General features: G+C 68.0%; 14 protein-coding genes. 7 read left to right on the top strand and 7 right to left on the bottom strand.

Translation table 11 applies throughout. From position 1 onward, the window contains the following. Positions 1 to 42 precede the first annotated feature (42 nt). Positions 43 to 1,689 carry a flavin-containing monooxygenase gene (locus tag LR393_RS30780; RefSeq protein WP_231488669.1) on the bottom strand — a complete coding sequence of 549 codons (1,647 nt, stop codon included), beginning with the start codon at positions 1,687 to 1,689 and terminating at the stop codon, positions 43 to 45. Between the two features lie 206 nt (positions 1,690 to 1,895). Between LR393_RS30780 and LR393_RS30775 the strand changes: the two genes are divergently transcribed. From LR393_RS30775 to LR393_RS30765, 3 genes are all read left to right on the top strand, one after another. Continuing rightward, positions 1,896 to 2,303 carry a carboxymuconolactone decarboxylase family protein gene (locus tag LR393_RS30775; RefSeq protein WP_231488668.1) on the top strand — a complete coding sequence of 136 codons (408 nt, stop codon included), beginning with the start codon at positions 1,896 to 1,898 and terminating at the stop codon, positions 2,301 to 2,303. Positions 2,304 to 2,335: 32 nt separating this feature from the next. Next, the gene (locus tag LR393_RS30770) at positions 2,336 to 3,076 is read left to right on the top strand and encodes an SDR family NAD(P)-dependent oxidoreductase (RefSeq protein WP_231488667.1); all 741 of its coding nucleotides are present in this window, start codon (positions 2,336 to 2,338) and stop codon (positions 3,074 to 3,076) included. Between the two features lie 180 nt (positions 3,077 to 3,256). Beyond that, on the top strand, positions 3,257 to 4,276 hold the full coding sequence (locus LR393_RS30765; RefSeq protein WP_231488666.1) for a VOC family protein: 1,020 nt from the start codon (positions 3,257 to 3,259) through the stop codon (positions 4,274 to 4,276). 64 nt (positions 4,277 to 4,340) lie between these two features. Here LR393_RS30765 and LR393_RS30760 read toward each other — a convergent pair whose 3' ends face one another. The 5 genes from LR393_RS30760 to LR393_RS30740 all read right to left on the bottom strand — a co-directional run bounded on the left by LR393_RS30760 (position 4,341) and on the right by LR393_RS30740 (position 8,981). Further along, a complete protein-coding gene (locus LR393_RS30760) occupies positions 4,341 to 5,165 on the bottom strand; it encodes an IclR family transcriptional regulator (RefSeq protein WP_231488664.1) in 825 nt (274 codons plus the stop codon). Between the two features lie 177 nt (positions 5,166 to 5,342). After that, the gene (dmpG, locus tag LR393_RS30755; protein ID WP_231488663.1) at positions 5,343 to 6,344 is read right to left on the bottom strand and encodes a 4-hydroxy-2-oxovalerate aldolase; all 1,002 of its coding nucleotides are present in this window, start codon (positions 6,342 to 6,344) and stop codon (positions 5,343 to 5,345) included. Next, entirely contained in the window at positions 6,341 to 7,279 is a 939-nt protein-coding gene (locus LR393_RS30750; RefSeq protein ID WP_231488662.1) for an acetaldehyde dehydrogenase (acetylating), read from the bottom strand. Before LR393_RS30750 ends, dmpG begins: the two co-directional genes overlap by 4 nt. Beyond that, entirely contained in the window at positions 7,276 to 8,088 is an 813-nt protein-coding gene (locus tag LR393_RS30745) for a 2-keto-4-pentenoate hydratase (protein WP_231488661.1), read from the bottom strand. Before LR393_RS30745 ends, LR393_RS30750 begins: the two co-directional genes overlap by 4 nt. Then, positions 8,085 to 8,981 (bottom strand): alpha/beta fold hydrolase, encoded by an 897-nt coding sequence (locus LR393_RS30740; RefSeq protein ID WP_231488660.1) that lies wholly within the window; start codon positions 8,979 to 8,981, stop codon positions 8,085 to 8,087. Before LR393_RS30740 ends, LR393_RS30745 begins: the two co-directional genes overlap by 4 nt. 170 nt (positions 8,982 to 9,151) lie before the next feature. On the opposite strand from LR393_RS30740, the gene LR393_RS30735 reads away from it, so the two are divergent. The 4 genes from LR393_RS30735 (at position 9,152) to LR393_RS30720 (ending at position 13,374) form a co-directional block, all read left to right on the top strand. After that, complete coding sequence (locus LR393_RS30735) at positions 9,152 to 10,360, top strand: acyl-CoA dehydrogenase family protein (RefSeq protein ID WP_231488659.1); 1,209 nt, start codon at positions 9,152 to 9,154, stop codon at positions 10,358 to 10,360. A gap of 4 nt (positions 10,361 to 10,364) precedes the next feature. After that, the gene (locus LR393_RS30730) at positions 10,365 to 10,931 is read left to right on the top strand and encodes a flavin reductase family protein (RefSeq protein ID WP_231488658.1); all 567 of its coding nucleotides are present in this window, start codon (positions 10,365 to 10,367) and stop codon (positions 10,929 to 10,931) included. 43 nt (positions 10,932 to 10,974) lie between these two features. After that, positions 10,975 to 12,585, top strand: coding sequence for an FAD-dependent oxidoreductase (locus LR393_RS30725; protein WP_345718727.1), 1,611 nt, complete (start codon positions 10,975 to 10,977; stop codon positions 12,583 to 12,585). A 66-nt stretch (positions 12,586 to 12,651) separates the two neighbouring features. Continuing rightward, positions 12,652 to 13,374: a hypothetical protein gene (locus LR393_RS30720; protein WP_231488655.1), complete on the top strand. Its 723-nt coding sequence runs from the start codon at positions 12,652 to 12,654 to the stop codon at positions 13,372 to 13,374. On the opposite strand, the gene LR393_RS30715 is transcribed toward LR393_RS30720, so the two are convergent. Continuing rightward, positions 13,283 to 13,957 carry a hypothetical protein gene (locus LR393_RS30715; RefSeq protein WP_231488653.1) on the bottom strand — a complete coding sequence of 225 codons (675 nt, stop codon included), beginning with the start codon at positions 13,955 to 13,957 and terminating at the stop codon, positions 13,283 to 13,285. The two genes, LR393_RS30720 and LR393_RS30715, sit on opposite strands and share 92 nt — an antisense overlap. Between the last annotated feature and the right edge of the window lie 51 nt (positions 13,958 to 14,008).

The following is a 14,008-nucleotide window of genomic DNA, read 5'->3' as shown; positions in this document are numbered from 1 at the left end:
TCAGGCCCGCCGGCCCCCCGGGCACCGGATGAGGCGCTCCGGTCAGGAAACCGGCCCGGACCGGCTCGCCCTCGAGAACCGCAGCGCCGGATGCCCCGCTGAGGTGTCATCCGCGATCATCTTCTGCAGCGTCGGCCGTCCGGTCGGGTTGAGCAGCTGCTTCACCGGCTTACCGGGGATGTTGCCGCCGGAGAAGTAGCTGCTGTCCAGGAACGACGACAGGTGCGACTGGTCGTTGACCATGGTCGTCCACTGATCCTGCGCTCCCGGCTCGACCTCGACCACGTCGCTCCCCCGCTCCTTCGCCGCCCTGATCACCTCGGTGGTGTACTCCACCTGATCGCCGGCGTACCGCGGGTTGTTGCCGGTGGCCCCGTGCGGCCCGCCGGGGAAGAAGAAGTTCGGGAAGCCCGCCGTCATGATCCCCAGGTAGGTCTGCGGGCCGGCCGACCAGTACTCCTCCAGTGCCAGCCCTTCGCGCCCGCGCAGACCCAGCCGGTTCAGCGCTCCGGTGCCGAAGTCCCAGCCGGTTCCCCAGATGATGAGGTCGACCTCACGCAGGCCCTCGGTGGTCTCGATACCGGTCTCGGTGATCCGCAGGATCGGGGTCTCCGGCAGCGACACCAGCTCGACGTTCGGGTTGTTGTACGCCTCGAAGTACCCGGTGCCGAACGGGGGCCGGCGACCGCCGTAACCGCTGTCCTTCGGTATCAGCCGCTCGGCGGTCACCGGGTCCTTGACGATCGACCGGATCTTCCCGGCCAGGTACGCGCACCACTTGCCGTTGATCTCGGAATTCAGGAGGAGGTCCCAGTAGGTCTCGGTCAGCTTGCGGAACCCCTCGCTGGCCCACATCTTCTCGAACATCGCCTGATGTTCCTCCGGGGTGGCGTCGGTGGACATTCCTCCCCTCATATCGTGGGCGAACCCGCTCGGCGAGGTATTCAGCGTCTGCCGGATCTCCTCGAAATTCTCCCGGATCCAGGTCTTCTCGTCCTCGGTCAGGGGGCCGTTGTTCAGCGGGGTGACCCAGTCGGCCTTCATCTGGTACACCGTCAGCTGCTCCACCTGGCCGGCGATCGCGGGCACGATCTGCACCCCGCTGGAGCCGGTCCCGATCTGGGCCACCCGCTGACCGGTGAGGTCCACGCCCTCCTCAGGCCAGCGACCGGTGTGGTACTGGCCGCCGCGGAACGACTCTCGCCCCGCGATCGCCGGGATGAACGGCACCGAGAGGTTTCCGCTGGCCGCAACCAGGAACCGGGTGCGGTAGAAGTCACCGCCCTGCGTCCCAACCGTGTACGTGCCGCTCGCCTCGTCGAACACGGCCGAGATCACCTTCGAGCCGAAGGTGATGTACTGCCGCAGGCCGAACCGGTCGACCACATGGTTGAAGTAACGCTCCACCTCGGGCTGGGCGGCGTACTTCTCGCTCCACTCCCACTCCCGCCACAGCTCCTCCGAGAACAGGAAGCCGTACGAGTAACTCTCAGAGTCGAAACGGGCCTCGGGGTAACGGTTCCAGTACCAGGTGCCACCGACGCCGCCCCCGGCCTCGAGAAGCCGCACCGACAGGCCTGCCTCGAGCGCCTGCTGCAACTGGTAGAGCCCGGTCACCCCGGCCCCGATGATCAGGACCTCGACCTCCTCGCGCACCTGCGCGGCCGGCACCTTCGACGGTTCGCTCATCTTTTCTCCAGACCACGGTCACTCACGCGACCGTGTTGTTTCGACCGGTCGGTCTACGAATCAGAGTGAGCGTAGAACAGCCGGTGGACGCCGACAACGGCCAGGGGGTTCGGATCACCTCCGGCACAACGCCTACGGGGACCGCCTCGCGCAGGACCGGTCCTTGCCTCTTGTCTGTACCGACCGCTTGGTCTAATTTTTCCAGCATGACGACGGAGGAACGCAGTGCGGCGTCCCCGGCCCCCGGCCCGGACCTGCGAACAGCCGGCGAGAATGCGATGCGGGCCGCGATGCCCGGCGTCTTCCCCGACGGGCCCATCAGCCTGCGTGACGGCAAGCTCGGGGAGGAACTCGTCGACATCGGCACGACCAGCGTCTGGGGCTCGCTCTGGGCCCGCGAGCAGCTGGCCCCCCGTGACCGCAGCCTGATCACGATCGCCATGCTGATCGCGCTGGGCGCCGAGACCGAGCTGAAGACCCACGTACGCATCGGTCTCACCAATGGCCTCACCCGCGAGGACATCGCCGAGGTCATCTATCACTCCGCCGGGTACGCCGGTTTCCCGCGAGCGGTAGCCGCACGCACGGCCACCCGAGAGGCATTGGGCGAGTGACGGAATCAGTACGCGCAGGCAAAGGAGCAATCGTGTCCCTGGACGGGAAGAACGCTGTCGTGACCGGCGGGGCCCGCGGCATCGGCCGGGGGATCGCCGTCGAACTGGCCGCCCGGGGTGCCGCGGTGGCCGTCTGGGACCTGAACCTCGAAGGCGCCCAGGAGACGGCCGCCCTGATTGAGAAAGCCGGCGGACGTGCCGTGGCCGTGGGTGGTGACGCAGCCGACCGCACGTCCGTGGTGGCAGCGTCCGAGCAGACCCGGGCCGAGCTCGGGCCGGTGACGATCCTGGTGAACAACGCCGGGACCACGAACTACATCCCTTTCACCGACCTCACCGAGGACGAGTGGGACCGGATGATCCGGATCAATCTCAAGGGCCCCTTCCTGGTCACCCAGGTCCTGATCGGCGACATGCTGGGGGCCGGCTGGGGCCGGATCGTCAACATCTCCTCGTCCTCCGCCCAGACCGGTGCCCCGGCGATGGCCCACTACGTGGCGTCCAAGGGGGGTGTCATCGGCCTGACCAAGGCCCTGGCCGTGGAGTACATCGGTTCGGGCATCACCGTGAACCACGTGCCCCCGGGGTTCGTCGACACACCGCTCGTGCGGGAGGGGCCGATCGACGTGGAGAAGGTCGCCGCCACGATGCCGATGAAGCGGGCGGGACGTCCCGAGGACATCGCCTACGCGGTGGCGTACCTGGTCTCGGAGGAGGCCTCCTACGTCACCGGGCAGACGCTGGGCCCCAACGGCGGGCGCTACCTGCCCTGAGGGTCCGGATCCGGCCAGAAGCCTGCGAGCAAGGTTCTGTGTGCTGTGCGGCGCATCGGCGCCTCATCCCGGCCACTGGGACTGTTTCGGAAGTCGTTGCCCAGCAGAAAAATAGAATCGTGGTGAGCTGAGAAGCACCGATCAGCCCGGTGCGTCGACGACTTCCCGAAGGAGCACTCCATGACGACGACACCACCCGGTGGCCCGAGAATCGCCCAGGTGGGCGCCGTCTCGCTGGGAACGCCCGATCTGGAGAAGTCACTGCACTTCTTCCGCGATCTGCTGGGTATGGAAGAAGTCGAACGGATCGGCGATACCTCTTACCTGCGCGGGTACCAGGAACTCAAACATCATTCCCTGGTGCTGTTCAGTAGCGCTGAGGCGGTGGTGGACTCGTACAGCTTCCGGGTGGCGCGACCGCAGGACGTCGAGCTGTTCCACCAGCAGCTGATCGCGCAGGAGGTCGAGGCGGTCGAACTACCGTCCGGTCACCAGGCGGGGCGCGGCACGGCCACACGGTTCCTGCTGCCGCACTCCGAGCACCCTTTCGAGCTGTACTACGACATCGACGCCCCACAGGCACCCGAGGAGATCCGTTCCAAACTCCCGAGCAACAGCTCCCGTCGGCGTGGCCTGGGGGTGCGCCGCATTGACCACTTCAACGTGCAGGCTGCCCCCGAGCATCTCGGTGCTGCAGAAGGCTGGCTGCGGGAATCGTTCGGATTCAAACGCCGTGAATTCGTCCATGTTCCGGAGGCGAACAACATGCTCGTGGCTTCCTGGCTCTCGGTCACACCGCAGGTGCACGACCTGGCCATCGCGGTCAGCGCGGACGGCAAGAACGCCCAGATGCATCACGTGGCGTTCAACCTGGAGAACCACAGCGATGTACTGGTGGCCGCGGACGTGCTGAGGGACCACGACGTCACGTTCGACCTCGGCCCGGGCAAACATGGTGTATCCCAGGCCATGTACCTGTACCTGCGGGATCCGGGTTCGGGTCACCGGGTCGAGCTGTACGCCGGCAGTTACCACATTTTCGACCCGGACTGGAAAGCGCTGGAGTGGACTCCGGCCATGGAGTGGGGAGCCACCTGGTACGGCGACCCGCTGGAGATCGGTCCGGACAGCTCGATGATGTCGTCAACCAATTCTTCGCCCCTGGCCTCGGTTCTGGAGAAGGGGACCGCCAAGTCCTGAAGCGGTCGAACCGAAGCGGTGGAGAGGGCCTGGATGCCTTCCCCACCGCTTCCACCGTTCCGGTTCAGGCCGAGCTGACCTGAGATCCATCCCCCAGTAGCCAGGACGATTCCCAGCGACTGACCCGCGAGGCATTGGGCGCCGGCTGACCGGTGCTCACGGACTCCTTCTGGATCAGGTCGCGTGACACCGCATGGGCCACCTCCACCACCAGCGGCGCAAAACGTTCGATGTTGGAACGGAAATCGGCTACCACCGACACGGCTGCGACCGGGCCGCGGCTGTCGCTCACCGGCATCCCCACGCAGGCGATGTCCGAGAAGCATTCTCCGCGCTCGAAGGCCAGGCCATGGCGTCCGCGGATGCGCGCGAGTTCACGGTGCAGGGCGGACATGGTGACGATCGTGCGGTTCGTGTGCCGGGCCGAGCCGAGCACGTCGGCATACTGCTCGTGCACGGCTTCGGGCGGCAACTGCGCCAGGATGGCCTTGCCGAGCGCCGTGCAGTGAGCCGGGGCCCGGCCTCCGACCTCGGAGGGCACGCGCACAGACCCCTGGCCTCCAAATTTGTCTACATAGTAGATGTTCGGGCCGTCCAGGGCGGCCAGGTGCACCGTCAGCCCGGTCTGGCAGGACAGATCGTGCAGCCGGCTGTGTGCGGCGGAGCGAAGCTGGTTGTACACCAGTTCCCGGGCACCGAGACCGAGAGCCCGCTGGCCCAGGCTGTACTGAGCATCGATGTAGCTGACCCAGCCGAACTGGACGAGTTTGGTGAGAATCCGGTGCGTGGTGGAGCGGGGTAACCCGGACCGGCGGGTGACCTCATCCAGGGACAGCGTGGCCATCGGCAAGGCGAAAACATCCATGATCTGGGTGATTCGCTCCACCATCGACGGAGGTTCAGTCCCGGAAGAGGGGTTAGCGTCCTTCGGACCGTTCGAGGATCTGACGCTCATCTCTATCGACCCACTGACATCTTTGTCGGCGAACAGATAATCAGTTGACTATAACGCCTGATTCACGGATGGGAATGGCTGCGTTTGTGGGTCTTTCCGAACCGTCGCGAATCACTTGTCGACGATGTCGAGTGCGATGTCCACCAGCATGTCCTCCTGGCCTCCCACCAGGGCCCGCTCCCCCGCCACCGTGAGTAGCCGCCGCGCGTCCGGGCCGTAGGTCTTCGCCGCGTCCTCGGCGTGGAGCAGGAAGCTGGAGTAGACCCCGGCGTAGCCCAGGGTCAGGGTCTCCCGGTCGACCTGCACCGGCCGCTCCTGCCGGGGGCGCACGAGATCGTCGGCGGCATCCTGCAACTCGAACACCGAGCAGCCGGTCTCCCAGCCCAGACGATCGGCGACCGCGACGAACGCCTCGATCGGGGTGTTGCCCGCGCCGGCCCCGTGACCGGCCAGCGACGCGTCCACCCGGTGAGCGCCCTCCTCGACCGCGACCACCGAGTTGGCCACCGACAGCGACAGATTCTGGTGGGCGTGGATCCCGATCTGAGTGGCGTCGTCGAGCACCTCCCGGTAGGCGCGGATCCGGTCCCGGACGCCGGCCATGGTCAGGGCGCCGGCGGAGTCGGTCACGTAGACACAGTGGGCGCCGTACGACTCCATCAGTTTTGCCTGCCGGGCCAGTTCCGGCGGCGGGGCCAGATGGGCCATCATCAGGAAACCGGAGACATCCAGGCCCAGTTCACGGGCGGCGGAGATGTGCTGGGCCGAGATGTCCGCCTCGGTGCAGTGGGTCGCGATCCGGACCGATCGGATGCCCAGCCCGGCAGCCCGGCGCAGGTCCTCGATGGTGCCGACACCGGGCAGCAGGAGGCTGGTCGGTACGGCCTGCTGCATCTGCGCCACCGCGGCCTCGATCCACTCCCAGTCCGAATGACTGCCGATGCCGTAGTTCAGGCTGGAGCCTGACAGCCCGTCTCCGTGCGTCACCTCGATCGCGTTCACCCCGGCACGGTCGAGAGCTGCGACGACGGCGGCCAGGGGGCGCAGGCCGATCCGGTGCCGCATGGCGTGCATGCCGTCGCGAAGGGTGACGTCCTGCAGGTAGATGTTCACGGACGGGCTCCTGACGTCGTACCGGTGGCGACGAGCTCACCCACGCGCAGGGCAGCTGCGGTCATGATGTCGAGATTGCCCGCGTAGGGCGGCAGATAATCGGCTGCACCCTCGACTTCGAGGAAGGTACTGATCTTCCAGCGCACGCCCGCAGCGGCGTCACCCAGCAGGGGTGTCAGGGCTGCGGGATCCACTGCGGCGAACTGGACCTTCTGCTTCAGCCGGTACCCGGGGACGTACTGGGCGACGTCGGCGACCATCCGGGTGATGGACTCCCGGACCGCGTCGTGATCGACGTCCCCGGTCAGGCAGTAGACGGTGTCGCGCATGATCAGTGGCGGGTCCGCGGGGTTGAGGATGATGATCGCCTTGCCCCGTACCGCTCCGCCGACGTTCTCGACCGCGTGGGCGGTGGTCTCGGTGAACTCGTCGATGTTCGCCCGGGTACCGGGACCGGCCGAGCGCGACGACACCGAGGCCACGATCTCGGCGTAGGGCACCGGGGTGACCCGGGAGACCGCCGCCACGATCGGGATCGTGGCCTGGCCCCCGCACGTCACCATGTTGATGTCCGGTGCGTCCAGGTGCTGGGTCAGATTCACCGGGGGCACCACGAACGGTCCGCTCGCGGCCGGTGTGAGATCGATGAGCCGCTTGCCGAACGGCGCCAGGGCCTGCGCGTTCTCCAGGTGCCCGCGGGCCGAGGTGGCGTCGAAGACGATCCCGATCTCGTCGAAGCCCGGCATTGCGATCAGGCCTTTGACCCCGTCGGAGGTGACCGGGATGCTCAGCCGGGAGGCACGGGCCAGGCCGTCGGACTGCGGGTCGATGCCGACCATGGCCGCCATTTCCAGGACCGTGGACCTTCGGATGATCTTGAACATCAGGTCGGTCCCGATGTTTCCGGAACCGATCACGGCGACCTTCGTGGTCATGAGTACTCACCTCGCGTAAAAGTGACGAAGACACGGCCCAGGCCGCTGACCTCGAGGTCCAGGGCATCCCCGGCCCGGACCGGGACCAGCGGCCCGAGGGCACCGGAGAGAATGATCTCGCCCGCGCGCAGGGGGGCGCCGAATTCGATGGACGTGCGGGCCAGCCACCACAACGCGTCCAGCGGGTCGCCGAGGCAGGCTTGTCCGGTGCCGGTGGACATCTCGGTGCCGTTGACGGTCATCCGCATGGTGACGTCACGGGGCACGAACGCGTCGAGCGGCACCTGCTCCCGCCCGAGGACGAAGGCGCCGCTGGAAGCGTTGTCGGCGACAGTGTCGGTGATGGCGATGTCCCACTCACGCACCCGGCTGTCCACCACCTCGATCGCGGCGACGGCGTGGGAGACGGCCTGTGGCAGCCGCTCGCGCGGCAGGTCAGGGTCCTCGAGGTCGGTCGCGAGCACGAAAGCGATCTCCCCCTCGGCCCGGGGCTGGAGCAGCCGTCCGGCCGGGATCTGGTCGCCGTGGTGGAAGAGCATGTCGTCGAGCAGGACCCCGAAGTCCGGCCGGTCGACACCGACCTGCTGCTGCACGGCCGCGGAGGTGAGGCCGATCTTGCGGCCCACCCGGCGAGCACCGGCCGCCAGCCGGGAGTCGACGACCCGCTGCTGGACCGCATAGGCGGCGGTGATGTCGGTGCTGCCGATCAGGTCACGGACCGGCGCGCCGGGGCGGCGCTCCCGCTGCGCGGTCAGCAGTCGGTCGGCGGCCTGCTGGACACGGCCCGGCAGAGTGAGATCGGTCGTCACGACGCGTCTGAGCAGGCGTCGGGCCGGGTCAGGAAGGCCAGGACCACGCTCTCCCAGGCTTCTTTCGCCTCGATCATCACCCAGTGCCCGCTGTTCGGGAACACGTGCAGCTCACCGTTGGGAATGGCGCGCATCGGGATGATGGACGAGTCCAGCGGGGTGACGCGGTCGTCCCGGCCCCAGGTGAGCAGGGTCGGCGCGGTGATGTTCCCCAGCTGCGCCCATTCCGGGACACCGCCGGCCTGGGCGGCCGCGATCAGGAACTTCAGCGCCTCACTGCCGAACATGGACCGGGCCGTGGCCAGGGTCTGTGCCTCGGTGCCGGTGCTCAGGCGGTCCTCGATCAGTTCCTCGGTGATCAGCGACTGGTCGAAGACCATCCCGCGCAGCCAGCGCACCAGGTTCGGGCGGGTCGGGTCGTCGACGAAGTCGGTCAGCAGCCGCAGGCCCTCACTGGGCATCGGCGCGTACAGATTGCGCCCGATGCCCCCGATGGTGACCAGGCGCCGCACCCGCTCCGGGCGGGTGAGGGCCAGTTTCGTGGCGACCTGCCCGCCCATCGAGTTGCCGATCAGGTCCACGCGGTCCAGGCCGAGACCGTCCAGGAACCGCAGCACGGTCGCCGGGGCGCCGAGCATCGCGTGCTCATCGGTGGGATCGCTGATCCCGAACCCGGGGAACTCCAGGATCAGGGTACGGAAGTGCCCGGCGAACAGGCCGAGGCTGCCGCTGAAGTTGCGCCAGCCGCTGACGCCCGGACCCGAGCCGTGCAGCAGCACCAGAGGTGGCCCCTGCCCGGCCTCGTGGTAGCGCAGCACGCCCTTGTCGGTGGTCAGCTCCCGCAGGGTGCTCTCGTGGGTCAGCAATTCCGGTGCCACAGGTGTCTCGGTCATGGCTCGAACCTCCGCTCTCCACCTCGACTCAAGCAGACGTTCGGCGCTCGCCAGCACGGCGATTCCCGATCAGTGGGATGACCCTTCTCCGGGAAAACAACCGGCCCGCACGATGTTGCGCATCGCAGCCGATGAAGGCCGTGAACCGACCAGCAGTTGGAGGTGCCACCGTGCCCACGCCAGCTAGTACGGATACCGCCGGGAGCGACGCCGTCCGTCGCGTCGAGAAGGTGGCCGACGAGTTCGAGGCCGCAGCGGAGGAGACGGAGCGACTCGGCCGGTTGTCCGACCGGAGCGTCCAGGCCATCAAGGACGCCGGTCTGATGCGTCTGCTGGCCCCGGAGGAACACGGGGGGTATCAGGTCCACCCCCGGGAATTCGGCGAGGCGGTCATGGCCACCGCCCGGCGGTGCGGTGCCAGCGGGTGGGTGGCCGGCGTCGTCGGCGTTCATCCGTGGGAGATCGCCATGCTGGATCCCCGTGTGGGCGAAGAGGTCTGGGGCCAGAACCAGGATACCTGGGTGTCCTCGCCCTACACCCCCAGCGGTATTGCCGAACCCGTCGACGGCGGCTACGTCGTCACCGGCCACTGGCAATTCTCCTCGGGGACCGATCACGCCGACTGGGTGTTCCTCGGAGCGCTCACCGGGGACGGCTCGGGGCGGCCGGCGGCCTCACCGACCTATCTGCACGTGCTGATCCCCCGCCAGGACTACGAGATCCTCCAGGACTCCTGGAACGTGATCGGCCTGCAGGGAACGGGCAGCAAGGACGTGGTGGTCAAGAACGCGTTCGTGCCCGCCTACCGGACGGTCTCGCACCTGGACGTGGCCCAGGGGATCGCGGCCGAACGGGTGGGGCGTACCGGGACGCTGTTCAGGCTGCCGTTCGCGGTGCTGTTCCCGCTGGGCATCACCTCGGCGGTGGTCGGTATCGCCGAGGGCGCGCTCGGTCAGCACCTGGCCTATCAGCGCAACCGGGTCAACGCCGCGGGCGGGCGGATGAAGGACGACCCGTACTCGCTCTACGCGATCTCCGAGGCAGCGGCCGACATCGCGGCCTCCCGATCCCAGCTGCTCGACGGCGTGACCGGGGCCTACGCCCAGCTCGAGGCCGGCCATCCGATCACCACGAAGCAGGCCGGGCAGATCCGGCGCAACCAGATCCGCTGTGCCTGGCGAGCGGTGAACGCGGTCGACGAGATCTTCGCCCGCTCCGGTGGCAACGCGGGACGCCGCGACAATCCGCTGCAGCGCTTCTGGCGCGATGCGCACATGGGACTGCAGCACTTCATCCACATGCCGGGCCCGGTTTACCACGCCGGCGCCGTCCTGGAGATGGGTGTCGACCTGCCGGACCACCTGCGCGGGGTGATCTGATCGGATGGCCGAGGTGACGGACGCCGGCTGGGGCTTCCCCAGTGTTCCCGAGGGCGCTACCCCGGCCCGGTACTTCCGCGACGTACTGGGCAACTTCCCGACCGGTGTGGTCGTGGTGACGGCGCCGGGCCGCGAGGGCGAGCCGCTGGCCATGGTCGTCGGCTCGTTCTCCTCGGTCTCCCTCGACCCGCCGATGGTCATGTTCCTGGCCGACCGGGCATCCAGTACCTTCCCCAAGATCCGCGACGCCGGGCATTTCACCGTCAACGTGCTGGCCGCCGACCAGGTCGGCCTCTGCCGCTCGATGGCGGGCCGCGGGCCGGACCGGTTCCGGGGAGTGACCTGGTCACCCTCCTCCACCGGGGCACCGGTCCTGGACGGCATCGTGGCCCGGGTCGACTGCACGATGGATCAGGTGGTGGAGGCCGGTGACCACTTCCTGGCCCTCGGGGCCGTGCAGGACCTCCGGGTGGTCTCGAGCAAGCTGCCCCTGCTGTTCTTCCGCGGCGAGTACGGCGCCTTCGGCCCGCACGCCTCCGCCCTGCCCGACTGGTCCCTCGGATGGGGATGAACGCTGTTGTCGCGAGAACCATGTGGCTCACGGATGAGGAGAGATCGTGACATCTGAAGATGCGACCACGTACGACGTCGTCGTGGTCGGGTCCGGGGCGGGTGGCCTGGTGGGCGCCTATCTGGCCGCGTCCCGTGGGCTGCGGACCCTGCTGATCGAGAAGACCGATCAGGTCGGCGGGACGACCGCTTACTCCGGGGCCGGTATCTGGTACCCGGGCTCGGCACCGATCACCCGGGCCGGGGCCGACGACGATGTGGAGGCCGGTCGTACGTACCTGCGCGCGGCCGTGGCCGACGACTCCCGGGCCGATCTGCAGGATGCCTATCTGCGGGCCGGCATTGCCGTCATCGACGAACTGGAGCGCAACCCCTGGTTCCAGAGCTTCGAGTTCCAGCCCGTGCCGGACTACTACTCGGCGCTGCCGGGAGCCAGCCCGACCGGACGCACGATCTTCCCACCGGCCCTCGCGGTCGCGAAGCTCGGCAAGGAGGCGGCCCTGGTCCGCCGTCCGATCTACACCGAGCAGCGCGGCATCGACGAGGGGCCGGTCTGGGTGGGCGGGCGTTCCCTGATCGGCCGGGCCCTGAAGGCGTTCCTGGAGACGGGCAACGGTGAGGTCCGGACCGGGACCGCACTGAAGAGCCTGGTCGTGGAGGAGGGCAGGGTCGTCGGGCTGGTCGCCGCGGTCGAGGACGGCGACGTGACCCTTCGCGCCACCCGGGGCGTGCTGCTGGCCGCCGGGGGTTTCGAGCGGAATGCCGAACTCAGGGCCCGCTACCAGTCGTCGGACCTGACCGGCGCATGGTCGAACGGCGCACCCGGCAACACCGGTGACGCGCTGCTGGCCGGTGTGGCCGTCGGCGCCGACACCGAACTGCTCGACGAGGCCTGGTTCATCCCCGGCGTGCTCCAGCCCTACGGAAAACCACTGTTCCACACCGGCACCCGGGGCGGTGTCTGGGTCAACGGCGAGGGCCGCCGCTTCTGCAACGAGACGGCTCCCTACGACCAGTCCGGCCACGCCATCTACCGGGCCCACACCACGACGGCGACCTCGCACCTGCCGATCTCCTGGGTGTTCGACCAGCGACACCTGGACACTTTCAACATCGGCGGCCCACCCGGGGAGCCGACCGCACCGGAGTGGTTCGCCTCCGGTGCCTTGCGTAAGGCCGAAACCCTCGAGGGAGTGGCCGAACTCATCGGGGTGCCGCACGCGAACCTGAAGGCGACGGTGGAGGAGTACAACCACTTCTCCGATACCGGCGTCGACGAGAAGTTCCACCGCGGCGAGAGCACCTGGGACCGGACGATGTCTTACATCGTCGGCTACCCGGCCGGGCCGCCGGCTTCCCTGAACTATCTGGCGATGCCCGACGAGAGCCTGAAGAACCCTCTCCTGCCGCCGTTGGACAGCCCTCCCTATTACGTCGCCACCGTGTTGCTCTCGGACATCGGCACCAAGGGCGGCCTGAAGACCGACGTGGACGCCCGCGTGCTCGGGACCGACGGCCGGGCGATACCCGGTCTGTACGCGACCGGAAACACGATGGCGGCGATGTCCGGCCATGTCTACCCCGGCGCGGGCACCCCGATCGGCTCGTCCGTCGCCTTCGCCTACCAGGCCGTGCTGGACCTTGCCGGAAACTGAGATTCAATGTCTCACAACACTTTCCCACCCGACGGCGAATCAAAGGAGATTTGTGTGGACGAGAAAGTGAAGTTCAGACTGTACCGATGGTCGGTGTGGTGCGGCGCGGTCGTGGCGATCGCCGCCACCGTGTCCTACTACGTGGTGGGCCAGCTCGCCCCACCCTCGCCCGGCGCCAGCACCGACTCCCTGGTCGCCTTCTTCCAGGAGCACCACGACGGCATCCTCTGGGCCGTCGTCCTGATGGGGATCTTCGCCCCGCTGTTCTATCCGTTCGCCGTGGTCACGAGCCTGCAGATGAACCGGATCGAGGGCGGCTGGGGCCTGCTGTCCATGGTCCAGCTGACCACCGCGATCGTCGCACCGACCGGCTGGATCTACCCTTTGGCCCTGGTGGCCACCGCGACCTACCGGCAGCGGCCGCCGGAGATCATCCAGATGCTCAGCGACCAGTACTGGCTCACGTACGTGGGGGTCGCCGTCATCTTCGTGCTGAACGTGGCCGTGATCGGGATCTCGGCACTGGTGGACCGACGCGAGAACCCGGTGTTCCCGCGCTGGTTCGGGTGGGCCAACCTCGTCCTGGCCGCCGGGTTCTTCCCCGGTGTCTTCGTCTATGTCGACTTCGACGGTCCGTTCGCCTGGAACGGCCTCTTCGCCATGGTGATCCCGTCGATCTGCTTCCTGATCTGGAAGATCATGATGATCTGGGCGCTGTTGCGGGCCGTGGGATCCGAAGAACGTGAGGCGCGGGGTGATGCACCGGCCGTCGCGGTGACGGCGGCCTGACCCGCACCTCCGCAGCCGGGAAGCGCGCGGGACCGTTCGGGTCCTGCGCCTTCCCCGGCCGGACCCATGAGACCGCCTGCTCACCGAGTTCGTCGATCGCGGCGTACTGGTCCGCGACGCTGACGGCATAGTGCTCGTTCACGCTGCGACGCACGATCCGGTACCCCACGGCCCCCACCAACCAGGCCATGAGACCAAGAGCACCCAGGCCTGCCGTCGTCAGCATGTCGTCCCCGGCCCGCAGGGACAGCAGAGAACTGATGACGAGTCCGGAACCCACGACCAAGGACAGCAGAGCAGCCGAGGCGGGAACAGCCGCTCGCAGAGTCTCCTTGGCGCCGAGTACCGCCAGTTCCCGACGGCACTCGGTCTCCAGTTCCCGCAGCGCCGGCTGCTGCTCTACCAGTGACCGGTCGCGCCGAAGACTCATGGTCACCGTGCTGCCGATCCGGCGCCCGGTCCCCTGGGTCTCCAGGTTCCAGCCGAAATGACGGTAGGCATCCCGGTACACCCATTCCAGACGCCGAGGGACCTGCGTCCTCGTGTACTCGTAGACCCCTGGGTCGTTCTCGGAGTCGGTCATGGCGGTCCTTCCTCATCCCGCCCGTCGGCCGGGCTTCTCCCCGGTCGATCG

The organism is Kineosporia mesophila (assembly GCF_021129235.1).
GTDB classification, from domain to species: Bacteria; Actinomycetota; Actinomycetes; order Actinomycetales; family Kineosporiaceae; genus Kineosporia; species Kineosporia mesophila.
Note: the sequence above shows the minus strand (reverse complement) of the source record. Positions and strands in the feature narration are given on the sequence as shown.

Coding starts and splice junctions, on each gene's coding strand:
- LR393_RS30775 (WP_231488668.1), top strand. CDS start 1,896: ATGACGACGGAGGAACGCAGTGCGGCGTCCCCGGCCCCCGGCCCGGAC.
- LR393_RS30780 (WP_231488669.1), bottom strand. CDS start 1,689: ATGAGCGAACCGTCGAAGGTGCCGGCCGCGCAGGTGCGCGAGGAGGTC.
- LR393_RS30750 (WP_231488662.1), bottom strand. CDS start 7,279: ATGACCACGAAGGTCGCCGTGATCGGTTCCGGAAACATCGGGACCGAC.
- LR393_RS30715 (WP_231488653.1), bottom strand. CDS start 13,957: ATGACCGACTCCGAGAACGACCCAGGGGTCTACGAGTACACGAGGACG.
- LR393_RS30760 (WP_231488664.1), bottom strand. CDS start 5,165: ATGGTGGAGCGAATCACCCAGATCATGGATGTTTTCGCCTTGCCGATG.
- LR393_RS30740 (WP_231488660.1), bottom strand. CDS start 8,981: ATGACCGAGACACCTGTGGCACCGGAATTGCTGACCCACGAGAGCACC.
- LR393_RS30730 (WP_231488658.1), top strand. CDS start 10,365: ATGGCCGAGGTGACGGACGCCGGCTGGGGCTTCCCCAGTGTTCCCGAG.
- LR393_RS30765 (WP_231488666.1), top strand. CDS start 3,257: ATGACGACGACACCACCCGGTGGCCCGAGAATCGCCCAGGTGGGCGCC.